The organism is Pseudomonas sp. JL27(2026), assembly GCF_056933555.1.
In genome coordinates this window covers 5,732,867-5,746,898 of sequence record NZ_CM167794.1, presented here as the reverse complement: position 1 = coordinate 5,746,898, position 14,032 = coordinate 5,732,867, and the positions used below count along the sequence as shown (strand labels likewise).

Genomic DNA, 14,032 nt, shown 5'->3' with positions numbered 1-14,032 from the left:
TCCGCCGCTCTGTCCCCGCAGATTTTTTACCCGTACCCACTCATGAAGGCAGCGTCTTACAGACGACTACATTCAGTCCTCGGGTTTGCGTCGGGATTTCCCTACACCCCTGGCGAAGTGTCGGCAGGGGCTTGCCTTGAAAGGCCGCCGGACTTTCCTCTACCGTAACTGCCTGTCTCTTCTGTTACGGATACGCCATGTCTTTGGCCAGCTCACGTCCCTTGTTTTTCATGGCTTTCATTGCCGCAAGCCTGGCCTTGGGCGCCTCGTATTATCTGGAGTATGCGGTCGGGCTGGCGCCTTGCTCGCTGTGCAGCGTGCAGCGCTATTGTCTGATGGTGTTTACAGGCACCTGCCTGGTGGCCGCCTTGCACGGGCCGCGGCAACGGGGCAGTGGCTTCTACTGGTTGCTTGGCTTGCTCAGTTGCCTGGGCGGGATGCTGACGGCCTCGCGTCAGGTGTTGCTGCAAAGTGACCCGGGGCAGCAACTGCAAGGGTGTCTCTCCGGCCAGGCAGCGGTCTTCGTCGATATGCCTTGGCTGTGTGTGGTGAAACGGGCCTTCAAGGGCATGGCCGACTGCACGGAAATCAGCTGGACGCTGTTCGACCTCAGCGTGCCGGAATGGAGCCTGCTGTTCTTTGTCGGCATGACGATTCTGGCGGGCTGCCAACTGTTGCGCCATCTCTGGCCTGCTGTTCGTCGGTCAGCCAGCGGCGAGTCGTCGCATGGGGCGGTGGCGACCGATTAAACACTTGTATGAACATTATCTCCTGCGTAACTTGAAGCTGTTGTCGTGCGGGCATAATCTGGCCCGCACGTGTCACTGGAATTATGTTGCTCGATAGCGCTCTTCCTGACCGAATCCCGATCTTTCGAATCCGGCGGCAGGTTTAGGGCAGCATGACCCACAAGGGAAGAGAGATCACCATGCTCGAAAGTTGTCAGAATGCTCAGGAACGCTGGGGTGGAGTGCATCTGCTGATCGACCGTTGGTTGCAGGAGCGTCACGAACTGGTTCGGGCCTATGATGCTCTCGGCGCCAAGCCAGAAGCACTGGCAGAGACCCGAAAGCCCTTGCAGGAATTTTGTGGCGTGCTGGTTGACTACGTGTCGGCCGGGCATTTCGAAATTTACGAACAACTGACCGGTGAAGCCAAGGCTTTTGGGGACACCCGAGGGTTGGAGTTGGCCGAAACGATCTACCCGCGCATCGATGTCATCACTGAAAAGCTCCTGGCGTTCAACGACCTCTGCGATGCGGGCAAATGCGTCGCCGAAGAGTTCAAGAAACTGGGTGGCCTGTTGCATGAACGCTTCGAGCTGGAAGACTGCCTGATCGAAGTGCTGCACACCGCTCACAAGGAAGAAACTCCGGTTCAGGTCTGAGTGCTCCCTGTCTGCAACACCCTGGAAACGGTGCGCCATGCGCGCCGTTTTTCGTTCTCGGGGTTTCTCAGCCCGTTGCGCCCAGCAACTCGACTTCGAATACCAGCGGGGTGTAAGGCGCGATCAAGTCACCGGCACCGTCGGCGCCATAGGCCTGTGCCGAAGGAATCACCAGCCGCCACTTCGCGCCCACCGGCATCTGTGCAAGCGCACTGCGCCAGCCGCTGATCACGCTGTCGAGGTTGAACCACTGCGCCTGGCTGTTCTGGTCGAACACCGTACCGTCCGGCAGTCGTCCGATGTAACGCACTTGCACGCGTCCGTTCGGTCCGGCCTTCACGCCGGTGCCGGGTGTTTCCTCGGTCAGCAGGATGCCATCGGCGAGTTCGCGAACACCCGGTTTGGCTTTCTCCGCCTCCATGAATCGGCGTTCTTTTTCAAGGGCGATTTCGCTTTGCGGCACTGCCGGTTTTTCCGCAACCTGCGCTTCGTGCTCGGCGAGAATTTGCTCGATCCGTTCGTCTTTCAAGGCCAGGGGCTTGCCTTGATAAGCCTGTTTCAATCCGTCCACCAACGCCTGAATCTGCAAGTCGGGGACCTCTTGGCGCAGGCGCTCACCCAGGCTTGCGCCCAGGCTGTAAGCGAGATCATGGGCATCGTTTTCGGCAGGTTTTTCGGCCGCGTGGGCAACGGAAAAAAACACGCACAGGGATAAAAAAAGGTAACGCGGCATGGGCACTCTCCGGCCTGAGATGCGGGGGATTATGCCAGTGTGAATACGCTGACTGGTGAACTGCTTTGCCGTATGCGCAGAACATTTTCGATCCGTTGCAACGCAACGTCCTGGATACTGTCAACATCACCTAGCGGCGGTAGCAGCAGAGGTCTAGTATGAGCCGCACTCACGTCAGCCAGGAGGTAAACCATGTCGGCCCCCAAGAAGCCCGTAAACACTCCGTTGCACTTACTCCAACAGCTCTCGGGCAGCCTGCTCGAGCATTTGGAAAACGCTTGTTCCCAAGCCTTGGCTGATGCTGAAAAACTGCTCGCCAAACTGGAAAAGCAACGCGGTAAAGCACAGGAAAAACTGCACAAGTCGCGCACCAAATTGCAGGACGCAGCTGCGGCCGGCAAAGCCAAGGCACAGGCCAAGGCCAAGGACGCAGTTAAAGAGCTTGAAGAGTTGCTCGATGCGCTGAAGGATCGTCAGTCCGAGACCCGCGCCTACATTCTGCAACTCAAGCGCGACGCCCAGGAAAGCCTGAAACTGGCCCAGGGTGTTGGTCGCGTGAAAGAAGCCGTCGGCAAGGTGTTGACCCTGCGTTCGGCCAAGCCAGCGGCGGCAGTTGCGGCCAAGAAACCGGCCGCCAAAGCACCGGCCAAGGCCGCTGCCAAACCAGCCGCCAAAGCGCCAGGCAAGCCTGCCGCCAAACCTGCGGTAAAAAAACCAGCTGCCAGCGCCGCAAAGCCTGCCGCTAAAACGCCTGTTGCCAAGCCTGTGGCTGCAAAAGCAGCGGCGAGCAAACCCGCGGCAAAAACCGCTGCTGCAAAACCTGCGGCCAAGCCAGCGGCAAAACCTGCCGTGGCTAAAGCCGCCGCCAAGCCTGCTGTCAAAGCACCGGCCAAACCTGCTGCTGCGAAGCCGGCTACTGCCAGCGCCTCGAAGCCTGTTGCTGCGAAACCCGCTGCCGCGAAACCTGCAACCAAGCCTGCGGCCAAACCGGCCGTGAAAAAGCCAGTGGCTGCCAAGCCTGCCGCTGCCAAGCCGGCGACGGCTACCGCTGCAGTCAAGCCAGCGACACCGGCGCCTGCCGCATCGCCAGCACCCGCCGCTACTCCAGCGGCTGCCGCCACCAGCAGCAACCCAACCAGCGCTTCCTAAGTGCCGGACACCGCGACGTGCAGCTGATGCAGCGCGTCGCGGTTCAGGTGGCCGGCCTCGGCCGCCAGTCTCAGCAGCCAAATGGCTGAATCCTCGGCCTGATCCTGCGGCCATGCCTGCGTCGCGTTCTCCAGGCGCAACAACAGTTGCCGCTCGGCTTCCAGCTCCAGCGCCTTGACCTGTTCTCGCAACGTACTCAACTCGACGTCCTCAAGGGCGGCGGCTTTCCATTGCATGCGCAGTTGTCGAAGGGGTTGCACCACCTCGTCATGCCAGGCCCCGGCCAGCTCCCGAAGGGCATGCAGGCGCGGTTCATTGCAGACCACGCCGCGTTGACCGAGCCACAGCGCACACAGCAGCAGACAAACATTGGCGCCGTGCGCCTGCAATGCCAGGCAGGCGTTTTCAACGTCCGGGCGGGCGTAAATCTTGAGGGTGAAGCTCCACAGGTCAGAGGACATATTCCTACTCGCGCCAGTTGCGAGCGAAGCTGGTAGACTCCGCCGCCATTATGATTCGACTTCAGAACCTGACTTTACAGCGTGGCCCGCAACGTCTGCTAGAAGACGCCGAGCTGACCCTGCACGCCGGCCACAAAGCCGGCCTCATCGGTGCCAACGGCGCCGGCAAATCGAGCCTGTTCGCCTTGCTCCTGGGTGACCTGCACCCGGATTCGGGTGATTGCTTCTTGCCGGCCGACTGGCGCATCGCCCACATGCGTCAGGAGATCGAAACACTCGAACGCCTGGCAGTCGACTACGTGCTCGATGGCGACCTGCGCCTGCGTCAGGTGCAACACGACCTGGCGGCAGCCGAAGCCGCCCATGACGGTGCTGCGCAGGCCCGCTACCACTCCGAACTCGACAGCGCCGACGGTTACACCGCCGACGCCCGGGCGCGCAAGTTGCTCGCGGGGTTGGGGTTCACCAACGAGCAGATGGATCGCCCGGTCGGAGATTTCTCCGGTGGCTGGCGGATGCGCCTGAACCTGGCGCAGGCACTGATGTGCCCGTCGGACCTGTTGCTGCTCGATGAGCCGACCAACCACTTGGACCTCGACGCCATTATCTGGCTCGAAGAGTGGCTCAAGAGCTATCCCGGCACGTTGCTGCTGATTTCCCACGACCGGGATTTCCTCGACGCCGTGGTCGATCACGTGGCCCACGTCGATCAACGCAAGATTACGCTGTACCGCGGTGGCTACTCGGCGTTCGAACGCGCCCGCGCCGAACGTCTGGCCCAGCAGCAACAGGCCTACGAGAAGCAGCAGGCGCAACGTGCGCACATGGAAAGCTACATCGCCCGCTTCAAGGCCCAGGCCACCAAGGCCCGTCAGGCCCAGAGCCGGATCAAGGCGCTGGAGCGGATGGAAGAGCTGTCCGCTGCGCACGTCGATTCGCCGTTCGACTTCGTGTTCCGCGAGTCGACGAAGATTTCCAGCCCGCTGATTGACCTCTCCGATGCTCGCCTGGGTTATGGCGACAAAACCATCCTGGAGAAGGTCAAGCTGCAACTGACCCCCGGTGCGCGGATCGGCCTGCTCGGCCCCAACGGTGCGGGCAAGTCGACGCTGATCAAAAACCTCTCGGGTGAGCTGGAGCCGCTGGCCGGCCGACTGACCCGTGGCGAGAACACGGTGGTGGGCTACTTCGCCCAGCATCAGCTGGATTCGCTGGACTCCAAGGCCAGCCCGCTGCTGCACTTGCAGCGTCTGGCACCGACCGAGCGTGAGCAGACCCTGCGCGACTTCCTCGGCGGTTTCGACTTCCGGGGTGCGCGCATCGACGAGCCGGTATTGAATTTCTCCGGTGGTGAAAAGGCGCGTCTGGCACTGGCGTTGATCGCTTGGGACCGGCCGAACCTGTTGCTGCTCGACGAACCGACCAACCACCTGGACCTGGAAATGCGCCTGGCGCTGACCATGGCCCTGCAAGAGTTCAGTGGCGCGGTACTGGTGGTTTCCCACGACCGTCACTTGCTCAAAAGCACCACGGATAACTTCTTCCTGGTAGCGGACGGCAAAGTCGAAGAGTTCGACGGCGATCTGGAGGACTACGCCCGTTGGCTGGTTGAGTATCGCCAGCGTAATGCGCCGGTGAACACCTCGCCGGTCAACCCGGACAAGACCGACAAGAAAGCCCAGCGCCAGGCTGCTGCTGCGTTGCGTCAGCAACTGGCGCCGCACAAGCGCGAAGCCGACAAGCTCGAAGCCGAACTGGGCAAGCTGCACGAAAAACTCGCGAAGATCGAAGCCAGCCTCGGCGACAGCGCCGTCTACGAAGCCGCCCGCAAGGACGAGCTGCGTGACCTGTTGGCCGAGCAGGCCAGGCTCAAGGTTCGTGAAGGCGAGTTGGAAGAGAGCTGGATGGAAGCCCTGGAAGTGCTCGAAAGCATGCAGGCGGAGCTGGAGGCGCTGTCCTGATGGAAGCCTTCGCGCTGCCGGTGCCGGCGATGTGGGTCGAGCCGCTGTGGCTTGCTCTGCAAATCCTGCTGATCCTGCTGGCGGGTTACCTGGCGCAACGTTTCATTGCCAAGGTCCTGACCCGCTTGGGCGAGCGCTACCCGTTTCCACCGCAGCTGTTGCTGCCACTGCGCGGTGGCTTGCGCTGGTTGATCATGGGCAGCGCGTTGATTTTCGTGCTCGAACGCCTGGGCGTTTCGGCCACGGTGCTCTGGACCGCGTTGTCTGGTTTCGTGGCCGTGGCCGCAGTGGCATTCTTCGCCATGTGGAGCGTGCTCTCCAATCTGCTGTGCGCCATTTTGATCTTCACCGTCGGGCCCTTTCGTATCGGTGATGTGGTCGAGCTGGTGGACACCCTCGACAAGCCCGGCGTCAAAGGTCGGGTGGTGGCGATCAATCTGCTGTACACCACGCTGATCGAAGCCGAAGAACTCGGCACCGGCAGCGTGATGGTTCAGGTGCCCAACAGCCTGTTCTTCCAGCGTTCGGTACGGCGCTGGCGCGGTACGGATGTTTTCCCTTCCAGCGGTTTCGAAAAGTAGGCGTTACCTCCTGCAAAGCGGTGCCTCACACACCGCTTTCGCGAGCAGGCTCGCTCCCACAGTAGTTTGCCGCTGTTCACAAATACCTTGTCCACTGAAGGTCCAATGTGGGAACGAGCCTGCTCGCGAAGGGGGCAACCGTCATAAACAGTGACTTGTCCTACAAAAAACGGTAGTCATCGGCCGGAAGGCGCATTAGTTTAGACGTCTACAACGAGTCTGAGTCGAGGTGTGTGATGGTGCTTGAAACATGGCTGGCGTTTTTTGCCGCCTGCTGGGTGATCAGTCTTTCCCCGGGTGCGGGCGCCATTGCGTCGATGTCCTGCGGTTTGCAGTACGGTTTTTGGCGCGGCTACTGGAACGCCCTGGGCCTGCAACTGGGCTTGGCGATGCAGATCGCAATCGTGGCCGCCGGTGTCGGCGCGATCCTCGCGGCGTCCTCCACCGCGTTCTACGCGATCAAATGGTTTGGCGTGGCCTACCTGATTTATCTGGCGGTCAAACAGTGGCGCGCGTTGCCGAGCAACTTGAGTGATGACGCGACGACCCGCCCGATCGGCAAACCGCTGGCGCTGGTGTCTCGCGGTTTCCTGGTCAATATCAGCAACCCCAAGGCGTTGGTGTTCATGCTGGCCGTACTGCCGCAGTTCATCGACCCGCATGCGCCGCTGGTGAGTCAGTACCTGATCCTTGGTGCGACGATGATCTGTGTCGACCTGATCGTGATGGCCGGCTACACCGGACTGGCGTCCAAGGTCCTGCGCCTGTTACGCACACCCAAACAGCAAAAACGCATGAACCGCACTTTTGCCGGGCTGTTCGTCGGCGCGGCAGCGTTCATGGCGACATTGCGCAGAGCGGTGGTGTAAAAACCGCCGGGCACAAAAAAGGCGACCCTTTGAGGTCGCCTTTTTCATTTCCGGGGATCAGTGCAGGATAACCGGCGCCGTATCCCGTGGCAGATTGTTGCGCAGCGGGGCTTGCCCCGGTTGCGAGCTGCCGCCACCCAGTTGTTCGCTCAACTGACGCGCCACGTCCTCACCCAGCGACTTGGACACATCACGCACCACCCGTGGGCGGTTCAGCGAGACTTTGACGTCTTCACTGTTCACCAGCTTGGTGTCTTGTCCGTCACCCATGGCGGTGAACGCCGAGGTGATTTCGAAGGTTTTGGTGTTGATGAGGCTGAAGTCCGCCACCAGGCTCAGGCCCAGAATCGCCGAGTAGCTGTCGGTGTTGGCCAGCGAGGTGATGTCGCGGGTGAAGTCGATGTCCGACACCGTGCCGAACAGCACATAGTCGGCACCCTTGAAGCTACCGGCCTTGATCCGCTTGATCACGTCATAGACGTCACCCTTGGAGGACGCGGTGTGAGGCGAGCCCTGCACCAGCTGGAACATGCCGGTGCGCAGAATCTCGCCCTTGATGTCGCCGGTGAACTTGCGCAGTTCGCCCTGCTCGATGTAGCTGCTGGTGGCCTCAAGCTCGTTATAGCTTGAGGAACCGCTGGAGCTGTAATAGCCCTCGCGGTAGTTGTTTTTCGCCGAAACGATATGGATGTATTGCTCCACACGTTCCTGATACGCCAAGTCCGCCACCGCGACTTTCGGGGCCGCCTGCGCGCCAAACGCACAGGCCAGGGCCATCATGCCAATCCATGCACGCATTGATTAACGCTCCGTGGTTTTGCGGATCTCTTTCTCGTCCATCCACTCGGCCAGACCGCTTTCAACGTCGATCAATTGCAGGCTGAATTTGTAGAAGACGTCCTTGTAATCGCTGCTGCGCTTGACGATCGAGCTGATCGAACCTTCCAGGCGATATTTGGCAGCGATCATGTTGCCGGTCTTGGCCACGGTGCCTTTCTTGTACAGGCCGCTCTGGTTTTGCAGCTTGAGCTGGTCCACCTGGCTCTGCATGGCGGTGTTGTCGCTGGCGAAGCGGGCAGTGCCGGACTTCATCAGTTGGGTCTTGATGCTGGTGGTGATTTCACGGGTGTCGATGTATTCGCTGGTCTTGTTCTTCACGTCGTAGACCTGAACCACCGGACGGCCCTGCAGAATGCCGGACTGGGCCAGGGAACGGGTCATGGACTCTGCAATCATCTGCAGGTCGGTGGAGCCGAACTCGTTGGTGACCAGCTCAACAGCCTTGCTGTCGCCGTAGCCGATGTTTTTCCCGCCCAGAACCGGCGAGTTGTTGTTGGCGCAACCGCTGGCCAGAAGGGCTACCACGGCGAGGAACGAAAAACGTACAAACATGGGAATGCTCTCTAAAACTGAACGAATAGGGTGTCGGGCTTAAGGTGTCTTGATTTCGAGGCGGAAATCCATGGCCTTGGGGGTCGGAGCAATGGCCGGCAGGAAGCTGGTTTGTGCGCCGTACAGGGTCAGGGTTTTCCAGCTCTCTTCTTCGGCGATCGGGAAACCTTCAGGTCCCAGCCAGGCGAAGCGGTAGAACATGGTCTTGTTGCTGTAGCTGGTGTTGCTCAGCTGCACGTTGACCGTCATGAAACCGTTCTCGCGGGCCACGCGCATGGCGCCGACCACGATGTTCTTGACCTTGCCCATGGACACGACTTTGCTCGCGGCGCTGCCCGGTTCCGGTGGCGGTGGTGTGGCGCAACCGGCCAGCAAGGCCACGGCGGCGACAGCGATGAGTTTGAAGCGCATGTAAAGACTCCGTTCTTAAGGTTGTTTGAGGCTGGCCACGGCCGTTGGGTTGGCACTTGGGATCACGTGTGCCGCCAGACCGCTGGCAAACACCTGGTTACCCACGGTGCGCAGGCTGATGACCTGATAACGCTGGTCGACAGTGATGGTCACGCGCGAGCCGCCCACGGCATTCGGCAGGCTCAACTGGTGCTCGCCCTTGGCCAGGCGCAGACGCACCACTTGGGTGTTGTCTGGAAGAGTGCGCCAGGTACGGGTATCGGCACCTTCCATCACAGCTGAAGTAATACCGACGGCCAGACCGGCCAGCGGGTTGGTTTCGTTGATCTTTTTCTGGGCCACGGCACGGCTCACGGCACGCACGGTGGTGCGCAGGATGATCCCGGGCATGTCGTCACGCAGGGCGCGGCGCGACATGGCGGTGGTGCTGTTGAGCTGGGTCAGGTTCAGTGGCTGACCGTCGACACCAATCTGCGCAAACATCGCGGTCGAGGTGTCTGGCTTGATGATCGGGAACGACAGTGGGGTGATGACGACGTTGCCGCTGATCGGCAATGGCAACGGCACGCGAATGGAGTCGCGAGACGGCGCCAGGCCGCTTTGCACCACGATCAGGATGTCGCTTTCTTCGTTCTTGCCCGACGGTTTGTCGAGGTTCAGCAGCGCTTGCTCAAGCAGCGGGGTGTTAGGGCGCAGTTCGGCGGCTTTGCGATAGCCTGGCGCGGCCAGGCCTTTTTCACCCAGGGCTTCATAGACGAAACCCGACAGGTAATGGCTGAACGCACTCTGGTAGCTGTTTTTCAGGCCCACCACTTCCGGCGCGTCGAGGCTGGCGACCGGGTAACCCTGCAGGTCCTTGTACTCGGTCTTGACGCCTTCCTTCTCGGCTTCGTCTTCCTGCTTGAGGTATTCCTTGTCGCGCAACTCGGCGATCACGGCCTCGCGTTCGTGGGTCTTCTTGATCTCGGTGCGGGCGCCTTCGAAGTCATTGGTGGCCAGCAGGTTGAGGGCCATTTGCGTGGTCAGCATGACTTTTTCGTAGTCATAGCCTTCGTAGCGGCGAACCTTGTCGTTGACCAGGAAGCTGCCGAACTGGGCCAGGTACTTGTCGGTGTCCAGCTTGACCGAGTCTTCCCAGGCGCCGACCACCTGGTCCGCGCTTCTCCACGCGGCCTGGCTGCCGCTCAGGTCGCCTTTGGCGCGCAGCAGTTCACCTTTCTCGAAGTAATAGAGCAGGTCTTTGTCTGGGCTGGTGTTGTTTTTTTCCAGCAAGGTCAGCGCCGCATCGACGTTGCCGCTGGCCAGGTGCTGATTGGTTTCCTGCAACTCGGAGTCGTAGCTGCGAAAGGCCGAACAACCAGCCAGTAAAGTGACTGCGCTGAGTGCAATCGTGGTGAGGGCGCGGGATGCCATAGGGGGGTACTTCTTCCCTGATTGAGACAGCCTTTCGTGCTGGTCGGGCTGGAGGGACCAATCGACAGGACGTGTGGCTACCCTGCCAAATCCTCATAAGAAGAGGAGCTTAAATGCCGTATCGCGATAACGAGGGCGCGGCATTATAGCGGCGGATAATGGCTATGTAATGGCTTTTTAACTCCGTATTTACGGGGTGTGACAGTATTTATTGGGCGCTGGAAACGGCTGCGGTTTCGCCCGTTGACGGGCTGCGGACCGCCGCGCCGCTGATGAACACCTGATTGCCCAAGGCCCGCAGGCTGACGACTTGATGGTTCTGGTCGATGCGGACCCGGATCGGCGCCATGCCTGGTGCGTTCGGCAGGCTCAGGCGATGCTCGCCTTTCTTGAGCCGCATGCGCGCCACCAGCGTGGTGTCCGGCAAGGTGCGCCAGGTGCGTGTGTCGGCTTCTTCGAACGGGTCGACGCGGGTGCTGACCAGCGAGGCGTGGGCCGGGTCGCGTTTGTTGTCTTCGGCCTGGCGAATGGCATCCAGGTTGGCGCGGAACGCGGCCCGCTGAATGATCCCCGGCATGTCGTCGCGCAGGGTGCGCAGGGACATGTCAGTGATGCTGTTGAGCGAGGTCAGCGTTTGTTTGCGGCCATCCACCGTGATTTTATTGAAGGCCACGGTGGAGGTGTCGGGCACCATCACCGGAAAGGACACCGTCGACACGATCACCAGGTTGTCGTTCAGTCGGACCGGAAACGGCACGCGAACCGAGCTGCGAGCCGGCGCCAGGCCACTTTGCACGATGATCAGCACATCACTTTCGTCGGCCTTGCCGGCGGGTTTGTCGAGGTTGCGCAATGCCTGTTCGAGAAACGGCAGGTTAGGGCGAAGCTCGATGGCTTGCCGGTAACCCGGTGCGGCGAGGTCCCGCTCGCCGAGCGCCTCGTAGGCAAAACCGGCCAGGTAATGACTGAATGCGCTCTGATAACCGTTTTTCAGCTCGATCACCTGCGGCGCATCAAGGGTCGTCACCGGGTAACCCTGGAGGTCCTTGTAGCGCACGGCAATGCCCTGGGCCTTGGCTTCGGCTTCGAGTCGCTCGTAATCCTTTTCCCGCAAACGGCCAATCAGCGCTTCGCGCTCATGGGTTTTCTTGATGTCGGCGCGGGCGCCGTCGAAGTCATTCATCGCCAATTGGTTCAGGGCCATTTGCGTGGTCAGCATGACCTTTTCATAGTCATAGCCTTCGTAGCGGCGCAACTTGTCGTTGATGATCATCGTGCCCAGCTCCGTGCCGAGCCGGGAGAGGAATTTCACCGTGCCGGACCTGACGGTTTCCTCCCACTGGAACACGATCCGGTCGGCGCTGCGCCACGCGATCTGACTGTCGGCCAGATCGCCTCGGGTGCGCAGCACTTCACCCTTCTCCAAGTAATAGAGCAGGTCCTTGTCTTCCCACGGGTTGTTGCGTTCCAGCAGATACAAGGCACCGTCGACGTTGCCCGAAATCAACTGAGCATTGGTTTGCGCAAGCTCCAGGTCGTAGTTGCGATAGGCCGCGCAGGCATTTAGCAGCAGGGGCGCAACGAGCAGCAGTAACAAGCGAAAGCTGAAGGCCATGGCGCAGAATTCTTCCTTGGGCGAGGCGACAATGGGGGCGGATTATAGGCCTGGATACTGGCCGGGTAATATCGCGTGAAACACAACAAAGCTTGAGTGAAAGTCATTGGAAGTGAACAATGTGTTACTTCGTATTTCCAATTGAGATTCATTCATGACTGCCCCGTCCCGTTTCCTGGCCTGGCTGGTTTTCCCGTTGTTTGCACTGTGCAGTTTCAACCTGCTGGCCGACACCGTGGAAGGCGCTCCTCAAGCATTGCATCTGCTGGACTACATCGGTGCCGATTACCCGGCGACGGTCGAGGCGGGCCAGGTGCTGGATGCGGACGAGTACCACGAGCAACTGGAGTTTCTCAAGGCGCTGCAAGGCTTGATTGCCGCGTTGCCGGCCAAGCCGCAGAAGGCCGAGCTGGAGCAGGGTGTGGCGAGTTTGCGTGAGGCTGTCAGCCAGCGGAAGGACGGTGCAAGTGTGGCCCGTCAGGCGCGGCAGTTGGGGGCGAAACTGGCGGTGGCGTATGAAGTGAGCCAGGCACCCATCATCACCCCGGACCCGACGCGTGGCGCGCCGCTCTTCGCCCAGCATTGCTCGGTGTGTCATGGCACCACCGGTGCTGGCGATGGCCCGGCCGGAGTGGGCCTGACGCCACCGCCGTCGGACCTGCGCGATGTCGCGCATCAGGACCGCCTGAGCCTCTATGCGATCTACAGCACCCTGGGATTAGGCGTCGAGGGCACCGACATGCCGTCCTTCGCCGATCAGCTGGATGATCGTCAGCGTTGGGATCTGGCGACCTACATCGCCAGTTTCAGCGCCGACCCGGCTGCCGCGAAAAGCGAAAAGAGCTACAACCTGGCCGATCTGGCCCGTCAGACCCCGGCCGAAGTGCTGGCGGCTGAAGGTCCTGGCGCAGCGGCCACTTTCCGCGCCCAGCGTGCGCAACCACCGCAGGTCAAGCGTGGCCCGGCGCAACTGCTCGATTACACCGCCGCTACCCTGGACAAGAGCCTGGCTGCGTACCGTACCGGTGAGCACGATCAGGCGTATGACCTGTCGGTCGCGGCGTACCTGGAAGGTTTCGAACTGGTCGAAAGCTCCCTGGATAACGTCGACGCCAACGTGCGCAAAGACACCGAGAAATCCCTCATGGCTTACCGTCAGTCGTTGCAGGACGGGTTGCCGGTTGCTCAGGTCGAGCAGCGTCTGGAAGTGGCCAAGGCCAAGTTGAAAGAATCCGCAGGGCTGCTGGGCAGCGACGGGCTGAGTTGGTCCCTGAGTTACATCTCCGGTTTGCTGATTCTGCTGCGCGAAGGGCTGGAAGCGATTCTGGTGCTGGCGGCGATTCTGGCGTTCCTGCGCAACACCGGCCAGCAGTCGGCGGTGCGCAGCGTCAACATCGGCTGGGGCCTGGCGTTGCTGGCCGGGTTGGGCACCTGGGCGCTGGCGGCGTATGTGATCGATGTCAGCGGCGCCCAGCGTGAGTTGCTCGAAGGCTGCACGGCGCTGTTTGCCAGTGTCATGGTGCTGTGGCTCGGGGTGTGGATGCACGACCGCCGTCACGCGGCGGCCTGGCAGGACTACATCAAGAGCAGCCTGGTCAGCGGTGGCGGGCGGTTTGGCTTCGCGATCCTGGCGTTTTTCTCGGTTTACCGTGAACTGTTCGAAGTGATCCTGTTTTACGAAACCCTGTGGTTGCAGGCAGGCCCAGCGGGGCACAACGCAGTGCTGGCCGGCGGCGCGACGGCGCTGGTGCTGTTGATCGGCCTGGCCTGGGTGATCTTGCGCGGGTCGGCGAAACTGCCGCTGGCGCTGTTTTTCGGCATCAACGCCGGTTTGCTGTGTGCGCTGTCGGTGGTGTTCGCCGGGCACGGGGTCAAAGCCTTGCAGGAAGCCGGGATCTTCGGCACCCGCCCGGTGCCGTTCTTTGACTTCGACTGGCTGGGCATTCACGCTGATGCGTATTCGTTGAGTGCGCAGGCAGTGGCGATAATTGCGATCATCGTGCTGTACAGCCGCAGTCGCATGGCCGAGAAGCGGCGGGTGTCGGTTTCCTGAACGGCAT

At 61.0% G+C, this 14,032-nt stretch carries 14 protein-coding genes; 7 read left to right on the top strand and 7 right to left on the bottom strand.

Going from position 1 to position 14,032, the window contains the following annotated elements; all coding sequences use genetic code 11:
- The first annotated feature begins 197 nt into the window (after positions 1–197).
- Both AC1Z1G_RS26355 and rsd read left to right on the top strand, forming a co-directional pair.
- Positions 198–749, top strand: coding sequence for a disulfide bond formation protein B (locus tag AC1Z1G_RS26355; protein ID WP_483623429.1), 552 nt, complete (start codon positions 198–200; stop codon positions 747–749).
- Between the two features lie 179 nt (positions 750–928).
- Positions 929–1,387, top strand: a complete 459-nt coding sequence (gene rsd / locus AC1Z1G_RS26350) for a sigma D regulator (RefSeq protein ID WP_483623428.1) — start codon at positions 929–931, stop codon at positions 1,385–1,387.
- Positions 1,388–1,454: 67 nt separating this feature from the next.
- Here the strand turns inward: rsd and AC1Z1G_RS26345 are convergent, their stop codons facing one another.
- Positions 1,455–2,120 carry an FKBP-type peptidyl-prolyl cis-trans isomerase gene (locus AC1Z1G_RS26345; RefSeq protein ID WP_483623426.1) on the bottom strand — a complete coding sequence of 222 codons (666 nt, stop codon included), beginning with the start codon at positions 2,118–2,120 and terminating at the stop codon, positions 1,455–1,457.
- 192 nt (positions 2,121–2,312) lie between these two features.
- Here AC1Z1G_RS26345 and AC1Z1G_RS26340 point away from each other — a divergent pair, with 192 nt between their 5' ends.
- Complete coding sequence (locus AC1Z1G_RS26340) at positions 2,313–3,269, top strand: AlgP family protein (protein ID WP_483623425.1); 957 nt, start codon at positions 2,313–2,315, stop codon at positions 3,267–3,269.
- Here the strand turns inward: AC1Z1G_RS26340 and AC1Z1G_RS26335 are convergent.
- Positions 3,266–3,730: a TIGR02444 family protein gene (locus AC1Z1G_RS26335; protein WP_483623424.1), complete on the bottom strand. Its 465-nt coding sequence runs from the start codon at positions 3,728–3,730 to the stop codon at positions 3,266–3,268. The two genes, AC1Z1G_RS26340 and AC1Z1G_RS26335, sit on opposite strands and share 4 nt — an antisense overlap.
- Positions 3,731–3,780: 50 nt before the next feature.
- Between AC1Z1G_RS26335 and AC1Z1G_RS26330 the strand changes: the two genes are divergently transcribed.
- The 3 genes from AC1Z1G_RS26330 (at position 3,781) to AC1Z1G_RS26320 (ending at position 7,141) form a co-directional block, all read left to right on the top strand.
- Positions 3,781–5,691: an ATP-binding cassette domain-containing protein gene (locus AC1Z1G_RS26330; RefSeq protein WP_483623422.1), complete on the top strand. Its 1,911-nt coding sequence runs from the start codon at positions 3,781–3,783 to the stop codon at positions 5,689–5,691.
- Entirely contained in the window at positions 5,691–6,272 is a 582-nt protein-coding gene (locus tag AC1Z1G_RS26325) for a mechanosensitive ion channel domain-containing protein (RefSeq protein WP_347902654.1), read from the top strand. Before AC1Z1G_RS26330 ends, AC1Z1G_RS26325 begins: the two co-directional genes overlap by 1 nt.
- A 236-nt stretch (positions 6,273–6,508) precedes the next feature.
- Entirely contained in the window at positions 6,509–7,141 is a 633-nt protein-coding gene (locus AC1Z1G_RS26320) for a LysE family transporter (RefSeq protein WP_483623420.1), read from the top strand.
- Between the two features lie 57 nt (positions 7,142–7,198).
- Here AC1Z1G_RS26320 and AC1Z1G_RS26315 read toward each other — a convergent pair whose 3' ends face one another.
- The 5 genes from AC1Z1G_RS26315 to AC1Z1G_RS26295 all read right to left on the bottom strand — a co-directional run bounded on the left by AC1Z1G_RS26315 (position 7,199) and on the right by AC1Z1G_RS26295 (position 11,972).
- Positions 7,199–7,939 carry a penicillin-binding protein activator LpoB gene (locus AC1Z1G_RS26315; protein WP_483623418.1) on the bottom strand — a complete coding sequence of 247 codons (741 nt, stop codon included), beginning with the start codon at positions 7,937–7,939 and terminating at the stop codon, positions 7,199–7,201.
- 3 nt (positions 7,940–7,942) lie between these two features.
- Complete coding sequence (gene lpoB, locus AC1Z1G_RS26310; RefSeq protein WP_347902651.1) at positions 7,943–8,533, bottom strand: penicillin-binding protein activator LpoB; 591 nt, start codon at positions 8,531–8,533, stop codon at positions 7,943–7,945.
- 39 nt (positions 8,534–8,572) lie between these two features.
- Positions 8,573–8,944, bottom strand: coding sequence for a YcfL family putative periplasmic lipoprotein (locus tag AC1Z1G_RS26305; RefSeq protein WP_483623416.1), 372 nt, complete (start codon positions 8,942–8,944; stop codon positions 8,573–8,575).
- A gap of 15 nt (positions 8,945–8,959) precedes the next feature.
- A complete protein-coding gene (locus AC1Z1G_RS26300; protein ID WP_483623414.1) occupies positions 8,960–10,357 on the bottom strand; it encodes a COG3014 family protein in 1,398 nt (465 codons plus the stop codon).
- Between the two features lie 208 nt (positions 10,358–10,565).
- The gene (locus AC1Z1G_RS26295; RefSeq protein ID WP_483623413.1) at positions 10,566–11,972 is read right to left on the bottom strand and encodes a COG3014 family protein; all 1,407 of its coding nucleotides are present in this window, start codon (positions 11,970–11,972) and stop codon (positions 10,566–10,568) included.
- 154 nt (positions 11,973–12,126) lie between these two features.
- Here AC1Z1G_RS26295 and AC1Z1G_RS26290 point away from each other — a divergent pair, with 154 nt between their 5' ends.
- Positions 12,127–14,025 carry an FTR1 family protein gene (locus tag AC1Z1G_RS26290; RefSeq protein WP_483623412.1) on the top strand — a complete coding sequence of 633 codons (1,899 nt, stop codon included), beginning with the start codon at positions 12,127–12,129 and terminating at the stop codon, positions 14,023–14,025.
- The last annotated feature ends 7 nt before the right edge of the window (positions 14,026–14,032 follow it).